Here is a 16,867-nt window from a genome sequence, read left to right on the forward strand (position 1 = left end):
TGACGACCAACCCCGCCTGGAGGCCCGGTGCCGGACCACGACGACACCCCCCGACCCGAGACGGCTGGCTCCGACCCCGCTGCACCGGCGGCTGAGTCATCGGCGACGCCGGCGGCCGAGCCGCCGGTCGCACCGTCCTTCTCCGCGCAGTTCCGCGACGCCGTGCAGAACGCGGGCATCGCCCGCGTGGCACCCGGTGAGGCACCGTCCGGCCGGGCGCTGCTCGGCGCGGTCGGCGGGGTGCGCGGCCTCGCCGAGTCGGTGCTGCCCGGGTTCGCGTTCCTGGTCGTCTACGCGATCACGAAGGAGCTCGTGCCGAGCGTCGTGATCCCGGTGGCCGTCGGGCTCGTCTTCGTGGTGCTCCGGCTGCTGCAGCGGCAGTCGGTGACGATGTCGTTCGCGGGCATCCTCGGCGTCGCCGTCTCTGCCGGCCTGGCGCTCATCACCGGCCGTGCGGAGAGCAACTTCATCCCCGGGATCGTCATCAACGCGGTCTGGCTCGTCGGGCTGCTGATCACGCTGGCGATCCGCTGGCCGCTCATCGGGCTCGTCGTCGGCTTCCTGCTGCCGGCGAACGAGGACGGCTCGCACGTCGACTGGCGCGCCGACCCCGTCAAGCGCCGCGTGCTGACGGTCGCCACCTGGATCTGGGTCGGGCTGTTCGCGGTCCGGCTCGCGGTGGAGGTCCCGCTGTACCTGACGGCGCAGGTCGAACTGCTCGCCGGGCTGAAGCTCATCCTCGGCGTGCCGCTGTACGCGGCGGTGCTCTGGGTGACCTGGCTGCTGGTCCGCACCGTGTTCGTCCGACGCGACGACGTCACCCCGGTGTAGAGTTCTCTCGACATCAAGATAGTTCTCGCAGGGCGCGCACGCGTCCTCGGGATTAGGTTTGCCTTGCTGGTGGTACGGTCCACGGCCCGCGAGGATGAGGGCAAACCGATCAGTAGGGAGGCGGCACGGTGGCTGCAGTCAATAGCTTCGGCTCGAAGGACACACTGTCGGTTGGGGGTGTCGACTACGCGATCCACCGGATCGACTCGGTTCCCGGGCACGAGAAGTTGCCCTACAGCCTGAAGGTGCTGCTCGAGAACCTCCTCCGCACCGAGGACGGCAAGAACGTCACCGAGGGACAGATCCGGGCGCTCGGCTCCTGGCGGCCCGACGCGGAGCCCGACACCGAGATCCAGTTCTCGCCGGCGCGCGTCGTCATGCAGGACTTCACGGGTGTGCCGTGCATCGTCGACCTCGCCACCATGCGCGAGGCCATGGCGGACATCGGCGGCGACCCGAACAAGATCAACCCGCTGTCCCCGGCCGAGATGGTCATCGACCACTCCGTCATCGCCGACCTGTTCGGCAGCACGGACGCCCTGCAGCGCAACACGGACCTGGAGTACGAGCGGAACGGTGAGCGCTACCAGTTCCTCCGCTGGGGCCAGACCGCGTTCGAGGACTTCAAGGTCGTCCCGCCGGGCACCGGCATCGTCCACCAGGTGAACATCGAGTACCTGGCGAAGGTCACCTACACGCGTGACTTCGACGGCGAGACCTACGCGTACCCGGACACCCTGGTCGGAACCGACTCGCACACCACGATGGTGAACGGCCTCGGCGTGCTCGGCTGGGGCGTCGGCGGCATCGAGGCCGAGGCCGCGATGCTCGGACAGCCCGTGTCGATGCTCATCCCGAAGGTCGTCGGCTTCAAGCTCTCCGGTGAGATCCCGGCCGGCGTGACCGCGACCGACGTGGTGCTCACCATCACGCAGGAGCTCCGCAAGCACGGCGTCGTCGGCAAGTTCGTCGAGTTCTACGGCGAGGGCGTCGGCGCCGTCCCGCTCGCCAACCGCGCCACCATCGGCAACATGTCGCCCGAGTTCGGTTCGACGGCGGCGATCTTCCCGGTCGACGACGTCACGCTGGACTACCTGCGGCTGACCGGTCGCGACGAGGCACAGATCGCCCTGGTCGAGGCGTACTCCAAGGCCCAGGGCCTGTGGCACGACGCGTCGGTCGAGCCGAACTACTCCGAGTACATGGAGCTCGACCTCTCCACCGTCGTGCCCTCCATCTCCGGCCCGAAGCGTCCGCAGGACCGCATCGAGCTGACGAACGCGAAGAGCCAGTTCGAGCTCGACCTGAACAACTACACGACGCCGTCCGAGCAGACCGACCTCGACGACGCGGTCGAGGAGACGTTCCCGGCCTCCGACCCGATCGCCGCCGGTTCGACCAACGAGGACACGGCGCTGCACGAGCACGTGCACGTGTCGAGCGCACCGTCGACGGCCTCGGCACCGACGAAGGTCGCGATGGACGGGGCCGACCCGTTCACGATCGACCACGGTGCCGTCGCGATCGCGGCGATCACCTCGTGCACGAACACGTCGAACCCGTCGGTCATGATGGCCGCCGGCATCCTCGCCCGGAACGCCGCGAAGAAGGGCCTCACCGCGAAGCCCTGGGTGAAGACCACCCTCGCACCCGGGTCGAAGGTCGTCACCGACTACTACGAGAAGGCCGGTCTCACCACCTACCTCGAGCAGCTCGGCTTCTACACGGTCGGCTACGGCTGCACCACCTGCATCGGCAACTCGGGCCCGCTGCCCGAGGAGATCTCGCAGGCCGTGCAGGACAACGACCTCGCCGTCACCGCGGTGCTCTCGGGCAACCGCAACTTCGAGGGCCGGATCAACCCCGACGTCAAGATGAACTACCTGGCGTCCCCGCCGCTGGTCATCGCCTACGCCCTCGCCGGGTCGATGCACTTCGACTTCGACAAGGACGCCCTCGGCACCGACCAGGACGGCAACGACGTCTACCTGACAGACATCTGGCCCGACGCGGCCGAGGTGCAGCAGGTCATCGACGAGTCGATCGACACCGAGATGTTCACCCACGAGTACGGCTCCGTGTTCGAGGGCGACGACCGCTGGAAGAACCTGCCGACCCCGACCGGCGACACCTTCGAGTGGGACCAGGAGTCGACCTACGTCCGGAAGCCCCCGTACTTCGAGGGCATGACGATGCAGCCCGACGCGGTGTCGGACATCTCCGGCGCCCGGGTGCTCGCGAAGCTCGGCGACTCGGTCACGACCGACCACATCTCGCCGGCCGGTTCGATCAAGGCCGACAGCCCCGCCGGCCAGTACCTCGCCGAGCACGGCGTCGACCGCAAGGACTTCAACTCCTACGGCTCGCGTCGCGGCAACCACGAGGTCATGATCCGCGGCACGTTCGCGAACATCCGTCTGCGCAACCAGCTGCTCGACGGCGTGGAGGGCGGGTACACCCGTGACTTCACGACGCCGGACGGTGCGCAGTCGTTCATCTACGACGCCTCGCAGCACTACCAGGAGCAGGGCATCCCGCTCGTCATCTTCGGTGGCAAGGAGTACGGCTCCGGCTCGTCCCGTGACTGGGCTGCCAAGGGCACGAACCTGCTCGGTGTCCGTGCGGTCATCACCGAGAGCTTCGAGCGGATCCACCGCTCGAACCTCATCGGCATGGGCGTCGTCCCGCTGCAGTTCCCGGCGGGCGAGACGGTCGAGTCCCTCGGGCTCGACGGCACCGAGGTCGTCTCGATCTCCGGGCTGACCGAGCTGAACGAGGGCCGCACGCCGAAGACGGTGCACGTCACCGCGACGCCGAGCGAGCACTCGCCGGCCGGCAAGCAGCCGATCGAGTTCGACGCGGTCGTCCGCATCGACACCCCCGGCGAGGCAGACTACTACCGCAACGGCGGCATCCTGCAGTACGTGCTCCGCTCGCTCGTCTGAGTCCGTTGACCGACAGGAGCGACGTGCGCACGGGTCGCTGACGCGACCACAGGACGGACGGGAGGCCCGTGGCGACACCGCCACGGGCCTCCCGTCCGTTGTCGGGTCCCGAGAATAGAGTGGGCCGACAGCCCCACGAAAGGAGCGCCCGTGAGCCTGCTCGCCAGCATCACGTCGCCGCGCGACCTGAAGCGTCTCTCCGACGCGCAGATGACCGACCTCGCCGCCGAGATCCGGCGCTTCCTGGTCGCCGAGGTCGCGAAGACCGGTGGGCACCTCGGGCCGAACCTGGGCGTCGTGGAGCTGACGCTCGCGATGCACCGTGTGTTCGACTCGCCGAACGACCCGTTCGTCTTCGACACCGGGCACCAGTCGTACGTGCACAAGCTCGTCACCGGGCGCCAGGACTTCTCGAAGCTGCGCGAACGCGGCGGCATCGCCGGCTACCCGCAGCGGAGCGAGTCCGAGCACGACATCGTCGAGTCCTCGCACGCGTCGTCGTCGCTGTCGTGGGCCGACGGCATCTCCCGCGCGTTCGGGCAGACCGGGCAGACCGACCGCACCGTCGTCGCGGTGGTGGGGGACGGCGCTCTCACCGGCGGCATGACGTGGGAGGCGCTCAACAACATCTCCGACGACAACGACCGTCGACTGGTCATCGTCGTCAACGACAACGGCCGCTCGTACGCCCCGACGATCGGTGGCATGGCGCGGTTCCTCAGCTCCGTGCGCACCCGCCGCGAGTACCGCGCCCTGTACGAGGGCACGCAGGCTGTGGCGGCGCGGTTCGGCGCTCCGGGTCGTGCGGTGTACCGCGGCATGCGCGGGGGCCTGCACGGCTTCCTCTCGCGGCTGACGAACAACGAGGCGCTGTACTCGAACCTCGACATCAAGTACATCGGCCCGGTGAACGGCCACGATCAGCAGGCGATGGAGGCAGCACTCCGGCAGGCGAAGGAGTACGGCGCTCCCGTGATCGTGCACGCGATCACCGAGAAGGGCCACGGCTTCGAGCCCGCCCTGCGCGACCAGGCCGACCAGTTCCACGCCGTCGGGCACATCGACCCGGAGACGGGGGAGTCGCTCGACGCCGCATCGGGCCCGTCGTGGACATCGGTGTTCGCGTCCTCCCTGGCCGAAGCCGGTGCCTCGGATCCCCGGATCGTCGCCATCACGGCGGCGATGCTCCGACCGACCGGGCTGCACCTGTTCCAGGAGCAGCACCCCGACCGCGTGTACGACGTCGGCATCGCCGAGCAGCACGCCGTGACGACCGCCGCGGGTCTGGCCTACGGGGGACTCCACCCCGTGGTGGCGCTCTACGCGACGTTCCTGAACCGCGCGTTCGATCAGGTGCTGATGGACGTCGCCCTGCACAGGGCCGGCGTGACGTTCGTGCTCGACCGTGCCGGGATCACCGGCCCGGACGGCCCCTCGCACCACGGCATGTGGGACCTCGCGCTGCTGCAGGTCGTGCCGGGGATCCGGATCGCCGCGCCCCGCGATGCTGCGACCCTGCGCGAGGAGTTCCGCGAGGCGATCGCCGTCGACGACGCCCCCACCGTGCTGCGGTGGTCGAAGGGGCAGGTCGGGCCGGACATCCCCGCGGTCCGTCGACTCTCCGATGGTGTGGACGTCCTGCACGCCGCCGCGGACGACGTCGAGGACGTGCTCTTCGTCGCCGTCGGGTCGATGGTGCCGGTGGCCCTCGAAGCGGCTGCGCTGCTCGAGGCGCAGGGCATCGGCGTCACCGTCGTGGACCCACGCTGGGTGGTGCCGATCCCGGCGTCGCTGATCGAGCTCTCGCGGACGCACCGACTCGTGATCACCATCGAGGACGGCGTGCGGGTCGGCGGCGTCGGGACCCGCCTGCGGCAGGACCTCCGCGCCGCCGGGGTCGACACCGGGGTGAACGAGCTCGGGCTGCCCGACGCGTTCATCGACCACGCGACCCGGTCGCAGATCCTCGCCGACGCGGGGCTGACGGCGCAGGCCATCGCCCGCGACGTCATCGACCAGGTCGTCGGGACGAAGTTGCCGCAGGCGAAGCCCGCGCGGTCCCGCGAATCGGCGGCGTCCGACCGCTGACGGCTCGGCCGCGGCCGGCTGGTTCGGGTCCGGTCAGCAAAACACCGGTGTTCGCGCTCCACGCCGTACTTTGCGGGTGTTCGGTGCGCGAACACCGGTGTTTTGGGTGATGGGCTCTAGCGGGAAGCGGGGCCGACGATCCGGGGCGCGTGGAACGTGCCGCCGAAGACCCGCTCGGACGCACCGGAGCGGTCGAGGTACGGGCTGATCCCACCGGCCTGGAACGGGTAGCCGGCACCGAGGATGAGCCCGAGGTCGATCTCCTCGACGTGCTCGACGACCCGGTCCTCGAGCATGCGGTGCAGCTCGTCGGCCAGGGCGTCCTCGAACCGGCGCTGCATCTCGGCGGCGTCGACGGGCTTCGCGTCCTTCTTGGACGGCGCGACGAGCTTCACGGCGGCGGGGTCGTACCCGGTCGCGTTGCCCTTCTTGTCGCGGGTCAGGATCGTCCCGTGCTCGGCGATCTTCTTCAGCCCGTCACCGGGGTAGAAGCGCTCCGGCCAGGCCGCGTGGTGCGAGTCGAGCACGTGCGCGCCGACCGGCAGCCCGACGAGCTCGAGCAGCTCGAACGGTGACATCGGCAGACCGAGGGGCGCGGCACCCTGGGCGACGGTGTCGAACGAGGTCCCTTCCTCGACGCCGCGCATCGCCTCGCCGAGCACCCGCGCGAGCACCCGGTTGACGACGAAGCCCGGCTGGTCCGCGGTGATGATCGCGGTCTTCTTCAGGGTCTTCGCGACGGCGAGGGCCGTGACGAGGGCCTCGTCCGAGGTCTTCGCGGCACGCACCACCTCGAGCAGCGGCATGACCGCGACCGGGTTGAAGAAGTGGAAGCCGACGAGCCGCTCCGGGTTGGTGAGGACCGAGGCCATCTCGTCGACGGAGAGCGACGACGTGTTCGTGGCGAGGATGGCGTCCGGTGCGATGACCTGCTCGATCTTCCGGAGGACCTCCTGCTTGACGGTCATCTCCTCGAAGACGGCCTCGATCACCCAGTCGGCGTCGGCGAAGGCGTCGTAGGACACCGAGCCGCTGACGAGTGCGGTGATGCGGTTCGCGTCGTCGGGAGAGATCCGGCCCTTGTCGAGCAGCTTCGCGACCTCGCCGCGGATCCGCTCGACACCGGCGTCCACACGGGACTGGTCGACGTCGGTGATGACGACGGGGACGCCCAGGCGTCGGGCGAACAGCAGCGCGAACTGCGACGCCATCAGCCCGGCGCCGAGGACACCGACCTTCGTGATCTTCTTCGCTTCGACGCCCTCGGGAGCGCCGACGGGCTTCTTCGCACGCTTCTGCACGAGGTCGAAGGCGTACATCGACGCGGCGAACTGGTCGCCCGAGATGAGGTCGGCGAGGGCCTCGTCCTCGTCGGCGAAGCGCTCGTCGAGCGAACCCGACTTGGCGGCGGCGACGAGGTCGAGCGCCCGGAACGGCGACTTCGGCACGGTGCCGATCTTCGACGCGACCTGTCCGCGGGCGACCTTGACGACGGTGCCCCATGCGGCCTTCTCGAGCATGCCCGGTTCGTTCTTCCGCACCACCTTGGTCGTTCCGGTGATGACGCCGTCCGCCCAGGCCACGGCCGAGGGCAGGAACGTGACGGACGGGACGAGCACGTCACCGATGCCGATCTCGACCGCGGACGGACCGTCCATCAGGCGGTTGTTCTTGAGCGGGTTCTCGACGATGACGCGGAGCGCGCGTTCCGGGCCGATCAGGCGGGGGAGCAGCGTCGCGCCGCCCCAGCCGGGGATGATGCCGAGGAACACCTCGGGCAGGCCGATGCCCTGCGCCGCGGACGAGAACGCCCGGTAGGAGCAGTGCAGGGCGATCTCGAGCCCACCGCCGAGCGCCAGGGTGTTCACGAACGCGAACGACGGCACCCCGAGGTCGGCGAACTTGCGGAGCGTGGCGTGCCCGAGGGCGGCCAGGTCGTGGGCGGCCTCGCGCGACGGGACCGCCGCTGCCTGGGACAGGTCGGCCCCGGCGGCGAAGCAGTACTCCTTGCCGGTGATCGCGACGCCCTGGATCGTGCCGGCGGCGGCCTCGGTCTTCAGGGTGTCGAGCACGCCGGACAGCTCACGGAGCGTGCGGGGCCCGAGGGTGTTCGGCCGCTTGTAGTCCTTGCCGTTGTCGAGCGTGATGAGTGCCAGCGTGCCACCCGAGGGCATCGTGACGTGCTTGACGAACGAGTGCGTGACGACCTCGTCCTCGCTGAGTTCGGCCAGTCGGTCGTTGTCGACGATGGTCATGGTCACGCCCCCTTCCGAGCCGAACGCTCGGCCGACTTGCTGTGGTTCGGGTTCTCCCAGATGACGGTGCCGCCCTGGCCGAGCCCGATGCACATCGTGGTGATGCCGTACTTGACGTCCGGTCGCTCGGCGAACTGTGCGGCGAGCTGGTTCATCAGCCGAACACCACTCGACGCGAGCGGGTGGCCGACGGCGATTGCGCCGCCCCAGGCGTTCACGTTCGGGGAGTCCTGGGCGATGCCGTAGTTGTCGAGGAACGCGAGCACCTGGACGGCGAACGCCTCGTTGATCTCGAACAGGCCGATGTCGTCGATCGACAGGCCGGCCTTCGACAGGGCCTTGTCGGTCGCGGGGACCGGGCCGACGCCCATCACCTCGGGCTCGACGCCGGCGAAGGCGAACGAGACCATGCGCATCTTCGTCGACAGTCCGTGCTGCTTCGCGCCGTCCTCGGACGCGAGCAGGCTCATGGTCGCACCGTCGTTCAGACCGGCGGCGTTGCCGGCGGTGACCCGTCCGTGGGGCCGGAACGGCGTCTTCAACGCGGCCAGCGCCTCCAGGGTGGTCCCCGGCCGCGGCGGCTCGTCGGTGCTGACGACGTCCCAGCCGTCGCCCTTGTTGACCTCGACCGGGATGACGTCCGGCTGGAGCTTGCCGTTCGCCCAGGCGGCGGCGTAGCGCTGCTGGGACTGGACGGCGTAGGCGTCCGTGCGGTCCTTCGTGATCGCGGGGAAGCGGTCGTGCAGGCGCTCGGCGGTCGCGCCCATGACGAGGGCGTCGCTCGAGACCATGCGCTCCGCGACGAAGCGCGGGTTGGGGTCGGCGTTGAAGCCCATCGGGTGCCGACCCATGTGCTCGACACCACCGGCGATCGCGATGTCGGCGGCGCCGAAGGCGATGGCGCCGGCGAGCGTCGTGACGCTCGTCATGGCACCGGCGCACATGCGGTCGATCGCGTAGCCGGGCACCGACTTCGGCAGACCCGCGAGCATGCCGACGGTGCGCCCGAGCGTCAGCCCCTGGTCACCCTGCTGCGTGGTGGCCGCGACGGCGACGTCGTCCACCGCTGCGGTGTCGAAGGCGTTCCGGTCGAGCAGTCCGCGCATCGCGTGCACCGCGAGGTCGTCGGACCGGGTCTTCCAGAACACCCCCTTCTCGCCGGCTCGTCCGAACGGTGTGCGAACGCCGTCCACGAACACGACGTCTGATGCCTTTGGCAATCCGGGCCTCCCAGATCCTCATCGATCGGGCCGGAACGCAGGTCGCTCCGGCCTGGCCGGGCCTCGCCCGGCGACCCTCCCGACGCTATGCCCCCAGCCTGGGCGGCCGCATGCCGGTTGGGCAGTTCCTACGACTCGTCGTCGTCCGTCGCCGCGGGCCGCTGTGCAGCAGCGACAAAGGCCGACGCGATGATCGACGCGAGTTCCTCGACCTGCCACGGGCGGGCGTCGTGCTCGGCGAGGGCGGCGCCGACCAGCTCGGTCGACACGGGCGACGGGGGGGCCCACGACACGAGCCGGAGTGTCTCCGGCGTGAGCAGGTTCTCGAGCGGGATGTCGAGTTCCTCGGCACGCTTCGTCACCGCGGCGCGCGCGGCCTTGTACCGGCGGTCGGCGGCCGGGTTGCGGTCCGCCCAGGCGCGGGGCGGGGGCAGCGTCGCCTCGCCGGCACCGCGCAGACGGGGGAGGTCCTCGGTGGTGCGGCCTTCCTCGACGGCGGCCCACCAGCGGTCGAGCTCGGAACGGCTGGCGCGGCCCGTGAACGTCTTCAGCGCACCGAGTTCGGCGCGGGACTCGGGTGCCGCGGCCGCGGCGGCCACGATGGCGGCGTCGGGGATGGTGCGCCCGGGGGCGATGTCCGCCTGGCGGGCGTACTCGTCGCGGGCGAGCCAGAGCGACCGCGCGATCGCCAGTGCTCGCGCACCACGGAGCGCGTGCATGCCGGACAGCCGACGCCAGGGCTCGGCACGGGCGGGCTTCGGCGCACGGTGCAGGACCGCGTCGAACTCCTCCTGCGCGATCCGGGTCTTGCCCGCCTCGTCGAGCTTCTCGGCGAGGGCGTCGCGGAGGTCGGGCAGCAGCTCGACGTCGAGCGACGCGTAGACGAGCCACGACTGCGGCAGGGGACGGGTCGACCAGTCGGCGGCCGAGTGCGCCTTGGCCAGGGTGATCCCGAGCAGCTGCTCGACGACGGCGCCGAGGCCGACGCGGGGGAACCCCGCGATGCGGGCACCGAGCTCGGTGTCGAAGATGCGCGTCGGGACGAGGCCGACCTCCTGCAGGCACGGCAGGTCCTGCGAGGCGGCGTGGAACAGCCACTCCTCGTCGACGATGGCGGCCTGCAGCTCCGAGAAGTCACCGATCGGGATCGGGTCGAACAGGAACGCTCCGGCACCGCGGCGGAACACTTGGATCAGGTACGCGCGCTGCGAGTAGCGGTACCCGCTGGCGCGCTCGGCGTCGACTGCGACGGGGCCGCGGCCGGCGGCGATGGCGGCGACCGCCTCGAGGTAGTCCTCGCGCGTGTCGATGACCTTGACGGCGTCGTGCGATGCCTCGAAGGCGGGGCCGGCGGCGGCGGCCGGGGCAGCCGAACCGGCAGCGGGGCCAGCGGCGTCCTGGGGAGCGGGGTCGGTCACTTGGCGAGCCTCCTCGGGGCCAGCAGGGTCACGCCGTCCGATGCGGGCGGCAGACCGGCGAGCATGGCGACGATGTCCTGCCAGGCCCGGACGTGTGCGGTGAGGTCGTCGCCGCGTGGTGTCCACGACGCGCGGAGTTCCAACTGGGCGCCGTCGCCCTGTGCGGCGAGGTCACCGTACCCGCGCGAGATGATCTTGGTGGCCGTGCCCGACGCGTGGTCGTACGTCGCACCGTGCGACTCGAGGGCGTCGACGAGCCAGCTCCAGGTCACGTCGGCGACGAACTCGTCGACGCCGATCTCCGGCTCGAGCGGCGCCTGGGCGAACGAGACGACACGGAACGCGCCGCCCCAGCCCTCGGGTTCTTCCGGGTCGTACAGGGCGATGAACCGACCGGTCCCCAGGTCCGACTCGACGCCGTGCGCGGTGCCGGACACGTCCGCCGCCAGGGCGATCGAGAACGGTGCGATCCGGGTCGGCGAGGGGATCTCGGTGACGGTGGTCTCGGCACGGCCGCTGCCGCCGGACACGAACGCGCGGAGCCGCGCGAAGGCGTCGGGCTCTCGGGTTTCGGACACACATGCAGACTAGGCTCCGGGCCATGTCCCGATCCGCGCGACCCGCCGAGGACGTCGTCCAGGAGACCGCTCGATCGGCCGGGTTCATCGCACTCGGCGCCGGTCTGGCAGCTGCCGCGGTGGGGACGGCCGTCATCGGCGGCTTCGTCGCCGCCGTCGCCCGTGCCGTCGTCACCCCCGACCGCAAGCGCAACGAACGCGTCCCGATCCACGCCGTCGACCCCGTCCGGAAGACCGTCACGATCGAGCGCACCGCCGACACCGAGCTGCAGGGCCGCTACTCGCTCTGGTTCGGCGGCGGCACCGGCCACATGCGCGTCGGCGAGGTCCTCGGCACGACCGACACCACCGTCACGCGCCGCATCATCGCGATCGACGCCGGCGACCCCACCGCCGCCCGTCGCGGTCGCTGGGGTGGCTGGTTCTACCTGACCCCGGGCGAGCTCGACGTGCCCGTCGAGGACGTCGACATCCCCACCTCGAACGGCCCGGCTCCCGCGTGGGTCGTCCGCGCCGACGACCCGGCAGCGCCCTGGGCCGTTCTCGTGCACGGCCGTGGCGTCACGCGTGCCGAGACGATCCGCGCCGTCCCCGTCTTCCGCGCCGCCGGGTACTCGGTCGTGCTCGCCTCGTGGCGGAACGACGGTGTCGCCCCGCCGAGCGTCGACGGCCGCTACGGCCTCGGCAGCACCGAGTGGGAGGACGTCGATTCCGTCCTCCGCTGGCTCACCGCGCAGGACGCTCAGAGCGTCGTGCTCATGGGCTGGTCGATGGGCGGCGCCGTCGTGCTGCAGACCCTGCTCCGCTCGCGCTTCGCCGGCCTGGTCGACGGGGTGGTGCTGGAGTCCCCGGTCGTCGACTGGCACGCCGTCCTGAAGTCGCAGAGCCAGCTCCTGCGTCTGCCGCGTCCGGTCCGCAAGGTCGCGCAGCGGCTGCTCCGCACGCCCGTGCTGTACCGGCTCGCCGGGCTCCAGGCTCCTGTGGACCTGCGCGAGCTCGACATGGTCACGCGCTCCGACGAGCTCACGGTGCCGATCCTGCTGCTGCACAGCGACGACGACGGGTTCGTGCCGTCCTCGGCCTCGCACGACCTGGCCCGCGCACGGCCCGACCTGGTCCGGCTCGAGATCCAGACCACGGCCCGGCACACCAAGCTCTGGAACCACGACGCCGACTGGTTCGACGCCCGGATCCTCGCGTGGCTGACCGAGGTGGTCCAGCGGCGCGGGGCGGCCAGCGCGCGGTAGACGCGACCGAAGGGCGGACGGGAGGCGCGGTGCCAGCGGGCACCGCGCCTCCCGTCCGTCAACGGGTCGCGTCTACGCGACCGCCGCCTGCACCTGACGCTGCACGCGGCCGAGCATGCCCACCATGCCGCGGATCCGCAGCGGGCTGACCGCCTCGGACAGGCCGATGGTCAGCGGGTAGTCCGTCGGGACGGCGAGCACCTTCTCGACGGTCAGGCCGGACAGGCCCTGCGCCAGGATCGAGGCGAAGCCGCGGGTGGTCGGCGCCTCGCGCGGGGCGGTGGCGTGCATCCGGACCACGTCCGGGGCGTCGCCGTCCTCGCCCACCGTCACGGTGATGAAGACGGGGGACTGGCACTCCTCGACGCGTTCGAGCTCGTCCTCGTGCCCCTGCAGGCGTTCGGGTAGCGCAGGCAGCTCGTTCGAGAACTCGAGCAGGAGCTGCAGGCGGTCCTTCTGGCCCAGGGCGAGGAAGTCGTCGCGGATCTCGGCGAGGGTGGCGGGGAGTGGTGCGTCGGTGCTGTCGTTCATCGGTTCGGAACAGTACCCGGCTCGGATCCCTGCACGATGGGGACGCGGACGGCGCTGCCCCACTCGGTCCAGGAGCCGTCGTAGTTGCGGACGTTGTCGTAGCCGAGCAGGTGCTGCAGGACGAACCAGGTGTGGCTCGAGCGCTCACCGATGCGGCAGTAGGCGATGACCTCGACGGCGTCACCGATGCCGGCGCCGTCACGGTAGACGGCGTCGAGCTCCTCGCGCGACTTGAAGGTGCCGTCGGGAGCGGCGGCCGTCGCCCAGGGGATGTTCACGGCGGTGGGGACGTGGCCGCCGCGCAGCGCGCCCTCCTCCGGGTAGTCGGGCGCGGTCGTGCGCTCCCCGCTGTACTCCGGGGCGCTGCGGACGTCGATGAGCGGCTTGCCGAGGTGCGCGAGGACGTCGTCCTTGAAGGCTCGGACGGGCTCGTCGTGCCGCTCGACGACGGGGTACTCGACGGGCGTGGTCGCGGTCTCGTCGGTGGTCAGGGCGCGGTCCTCGGCGATCCACTTGCCGCGACCGCCGTCGAGCAGGCGGACGTCCTCGTGGCCGAACAGGGTGAACACCCAGAGGGCGTACGCGGCCCACCAGTTGTTCTTGTCGCCGTAGATCACGACGGTGGTGTCGCGGCCGATGCCCTTGCCGCCGAGGAGCTCGGCGAACGCGGCGCCGTCGATGTAGTCGCGCTGCACCGGGTCGTTGAGGTCGGTGTGCCAGTCGATCTTCACGGCGCCCGGGATGTGTCCCGTCTCGTAGAGCAGGACGTCCTCGTCGGACTCGACGACCACCAGGTCGGGCGCGCCGGCCCCGGCGTCGAGTTGCTCCTGCAGCCACTCGGTGGAGACGAGGCGCTCCGGGTGCGCGTAGGCGGCGAACTTCTCGGACGGGTCGACCGGTGCGGTCATCGGGGGTACCTCCAGGGGTGCGGGGGAGCGTGGTGCGGGGCGAGCGTGGTGCGGGGCGGGCTTGGTGCCCGGGTGCGTGCTGCCGGTGCCGGACTAGGATCGGGCGTCGGTGCCTGTGGGCAACGGTACGCGGACGTACCGTGCTCCTGACGCAACGTGACACCCCACGACATGCTTCCCGGAAGGGTTCCCCGATTGCCCGCTCACCTCGTCGACCGTGATCCCCAGGTGACGCCGCAGCAGATGGCTGCGGCGCTCGTGCCCCCGCCGCAGTTCACGGACGCGTCGTTCGACTCGTACCGGCCGGACCCGGACTACGACTCGCAGGCCTCGGTCCGCGATGCCGTCGCCGCGTTCGTGGCCGCCGGTCCGACCGAAGCCCCGCGGCGCGGGCTGTTCGGGCGTCGGAAGCAGGCGGCGGAACCCGCGGCGAAGTCCGGCGTGTACCTGGACGGCGGGTTCGGTGTCGGCAAGACCCACCTGCTCGCAGCCGCCTACCACGCGGCCACCGGCCGGAAGACGTTCGGCACCTTCATCGAGTACACCGCGCTCGTGGGCGCCCTGGGGTTCCAGGGGACCGTCGACCTGCTCCGCGGCACCGCACTGGTGTGCATCGACGAGTTCGAGCTCGACGACCCGGGCGACACGATGGTGATGACCCGGCTCATCAAGGAACTGACCGAGACCGGCACCCGCTTCGCCGCGACGTCGAACACGCCCCCTGGCGCGCTGGGTGAGGGACGCTTCGCCGCGCAGGACTTCCTGCGCGAGATCCAGGCGATGTCGGACCGGTTCGACACCATGCGCATCGACGGCCTCGACTACCGCCGACGTGCCGTGGACGAGTCGGCGCAGGTCGTGTCCGACGTGCCCGCCGCGCTGCCGTCCGGCTCCGTGACGCTCGACGACTTCGGCGCGGTGGTCGCGCACCTGGGTTCCGTGCACCCGTCGAAGTACGTCGCGCTGGTCGAGGACCTCGACGCCGTCGGGCTCACCGACGTCCGGGCCTTCACCGACCAGACCGACGCGCTGCGCTGGGTCGCCCTGGTGGACCGGCTGTACGACGCGCAGGTGCGCATCGTCGCCTCGGGCACCCCGCTCGACCAGGTGTACCCCGACGTGATGCTCGAGGGCGGGTACCGCAAGAAGTACCTGCGCGCGGCGTCCCGCGTGGTGGCGCTCACCCGCGCCTGAGCGTCGCTCGCCGTCAGACCGATCTGTCCACGGCGGTCTCCTGCCCCTCGCGCAGGGGACATCGGGCCGCTGGAAACACGACGTTTACAAACGGCGCGGTCGCGTTACATCCGCGAAACAGTTCGTGCTCCCTCGTGAAACCTCGCCTCGCCAGACTCTGTGACACCCGAGGCGGTCCAAGAGCCGCTCGTGCAATCGAGAGGTGAGCAGATGCTTGATCAGGGCAACACGACGTTCGTGTTGGTGATGGCTGCGCTGGTGTTGTTCATGACACCCGGCCTGGCCTTCTTCTACGGCGGCTTGGTGAAGGCCAAGTCCGTCATCTCCATGATGATGATGTCGTTCGGTGCGATCGCGCTCGTGAGCGTGCTCTGGGTGGTCTACGGCTACGCGATCGCCTTCGCCAACCACGGCGACGGCACGGCGGTCTCCGGTGTGGTCGGGTTCTTCAGCATCGACTGGAACCAGATCGGTCTCGGCCAGGCCTTCGAGGAAGCGCAGTCCTCGAACATCCAGGCGGCGTACCCGTCGATGGCCTTCGTCGGGTTCCAGGCGACGTTCGCGATCATCACCGTCGCGCTCATCTCCGGCGCCATCGCCGACCGCGCCAAGTTCGGCGCGTGGATGGTCTTCGCCGGCGTCTGGGTCACGGTCGTCTACTTCCCGGTCGCCTCGTGGGTCTTCAACCTGACCTCGGGCTGGGCCGCCACGTGGGGCGTCATCGACTTCGCCGGTGGCACCGCGGTGCACATCAACGCCGGTGCAGCGGGTCTCGCCCTGGCGATCGTGCTCGGCAAGCGCGTCGGCTTCGCCAAGGGCGCGCACAAGCCGCACAACCCGCCCTTCGTCCTGCTCGGTGCCGCCATCCTGTGGTTCGGCTGGTTCGGCTTCAACGCCGGCTCCGAGGGCGCTGCTGACGGCATCGCCGCGATCGCCTGGGTGAACACCCTCGCCGCCCCGGCCGCCGCCATCCTCGGCTGGCTGCTCATCGAGAAGCTCAAGGACGGCAAGGCCACCTCCGTCGGTGCCGCATCGGGTGCCGTCACCGGCCTCGTCGCGATCACCCCGGCCTGTGCCGCGCTGACCCCGGGCTGGGGCATCCTGCTCGGCTTCCTCGCCGGCATCGTCTGCTGCTTCGCGATCGACTGGAAGTACCGCCTGGGCTTCGACGACTCGCTCGACGTGGTCGGCGTCCACCTGGTCGGCGGCATCTTCGGCACGCTGTTCCTCGGCTTCTTCGCCAACGACACCGGCCTGATCTACTCCGGCTCGTTCGAGCAGCTCGGCAAGCAGGCGGCCGCAGCGGGCGCCGTCGGCGCGTACTCGTTCGTCCTGGCCTTCGTCATCGGCTGGATCATCGAGAAGACGATGGGCTTCCGCGTCAAGACCGAGGACGAGGTCGCGGGCATCGACACCGCGGTCCACGGCGAAGAGGGCTACGTCCTCTACGAGCAGACCGACGACAGCCCGGTCAGCGTCCGCTAGTCACCAGGCACCACCCGCACGACGACGGGCCCCGCGCACACAGCAGCGCGGGGCCCGTCGTCGTTCCGTTGGTCGCGTTCTCGACGTGACCACGGCCGGGAGGCGCGGTGCGGGTCCGACCCGCACCGCGCCTCCAGGCAGATGGTCGCGTCAGCGACCCGTTGGTT

The 16,867-nt window shown here is 70.6% G+C and carries 12 protein-coding genes; 6 read left to right on the forward strand and 6 right to left on the reverse strand.

Translation table 11 applies throughout. The features are described from left to right. The first annotated feature begins 27 nt into the window (after window positions 1–27). From HP445_RS15730 to dxs, 3 genes are all read left to right on the forward strand, one after another. Window positions 28–831, forward strand: a complete 804-nt coding sequence (locus HP445_RS15730) for a DUF3159 domain-containing protein (protein ID WP_128779826.1) — start codon at window positions 28–30, stop codon at window positions 829–831. A 128-nt stretch (window positions 832–959) separates the two neighbouring features. Then, window positions 960–3,776, forward strand: a complete 2,817-nt coding sequence (gene acnA / locus HP445_RS15735) for an aconitate hydratase AcnA (RefSeq protein WP_027465472.1) — start codon at window positions 960–962, stop codon at window positions 3,774–3,776. Window positions 3,777–3,926: 150 nt separating this feature from the next. Then, a complete protein-coding gene (gene dxs / locus HP445_RS15740) occupies window positions 3,927–5,864 on the forward strand; it encodes a 1-deoxy-D-xylulose-5-phosphate synthase (protein WP_128779827.1) in 1,938 nt (645 codons plus the stop codon). Between the two features lie 116 nt (window positions 5,865–5,980). Here the strand turns inward: dxs and HP445_RS15745 are convergent, their stop codons facing one another. The 4 genes from HP445_RS15745 to HP445_RS15760 form a co-directional block, all read right to left on the reverse strand. Next, entirely contained in the window at window positions 5,981–8,119 is a 2,139-nt protein-coding gene (locus HP445_RS15745) for a 3-hydroxyacyl-CoA dehydrogenase NAD-binding domain-containing protein (protein ID WP_128779828.1), read from the reverse strand. A 2-nt stretch (window positions 8,120–8,121) separates the two neighbouring features. Next, window positions 8,122–9,339: a thiolase family protein gene (locus HP445_RS15750; RefSeq protein ID WP_027465475.1), complete on the reverse strand. Its 1,218-nt coding sequence runs from the start codon at window positions 9,337–9,339 to the stop codon at window positions 8,122–8,124. 128 nt (window positions 9,340–9,467) lie between these two features. Next, entirely contained in the window at window positions 9,468–10,757 is a 1,290-nt protein-coding gene (locus HP445_RS15755) for an HRDC domain-containing protein (protein ID WP_372496367.1), read from the reverse strand. Continuing rightward, window positions 10,754–11,335 (reverse strand): DUF3000 domain-containing protein, encoded by a 582-nt coding sequence (locus tag HP445_RS15760; protein ID WP_017886108.1) that lies wholly within the window; start codon window positions 11,333–11,335, stop codon window positions 10,754–10,756. Before HP445_RS15760 ends, HP445_RS15755 begins: the two co-directional genes overlap by 4 nt. A 23-nt stretch (window positions 11,336–11,358) precedes the next feature. On the opposite strand from HP445_RS15760, the gene HP445_RS15765 reads away from it, so the two are divergent. Continuing rightward, entirely contained in the window at window positions 11,359–12,582 is a 1,224-nt protein-coding gene (locus HP445_RS15765) for an alpha/beta fold hydrolase (RefSeq protein WP_164941100.1), read from the forward strand. 72 nt (window positions 12,583–12,654) lie between these two features. Here the strand turns inward: HP445_RS15765 and HP445_RS15770 are convergent, their stop codons facing one another. Next, complete coding sequence (locus tag HP445_RS15770) at window positions 12,655–13,113, reverse strand: SufE family protein (protein ID WP_128779830.1); 459 nt, start codon at window positions 13,111–13,113, stop codon at window positions 12,655–12,657. Then, entirely contained in the window at window positions 13,110–14,021 is a 912-nt protein-coding gene (locus tag HP445_RS15775; protein WP_128779831.1) for a sulfurtransferase, read from the reverse strand. Before HP445_RS15775 ends, HP445_RS15770 begins: the two co-directional genes overlap by 4 nt. A 171-nt stretch (window positions 14,022–14,192) precedes the next feature. Here HP445_RS15775 and zapE point away from each other — a divergent pair, with 171 nt between their 5' ends. Then, the gene (gene zapE, locus HP445_RS15780) at window positions 14,193–15,215 is read left to right on the forward strand and encodes a cell division protein ZapE (RefSeq protein ID WP_111030005.1); all 1,023 of its coding nucleotides are present in this window, start codon (window positions 14,193–14,195) and stop codon (window positions 15,213–15,215) included. Between the two features lie 210 nt (window positions 15,216–15,425). Further along, the gene (locus HP445_RS15785) at window positions 15,426–16,700 is read left to right on the forward strand and encodes an ammonium transporter (protein WP_111030006.1); all 1,275 of its coding nucleotides are present in this window, start codon (window positions 15,426–15,428) and stop codon (window positions 16,698–16,700) included. The last annotated feature ends 167 nt before the right edge of the window (window positions 16,701–16,867 follow it).

This window comes from Curtobacterium flaccumfaciens (assembly GCF_013359815.1).
Taxonomy (GTDB): Bacteria; Actinomycetota; Actinomycetes; order Actinomycetales; family Microbacteriaceae; genus Curtobacterium; species Curtobacterium flaccumfaciens.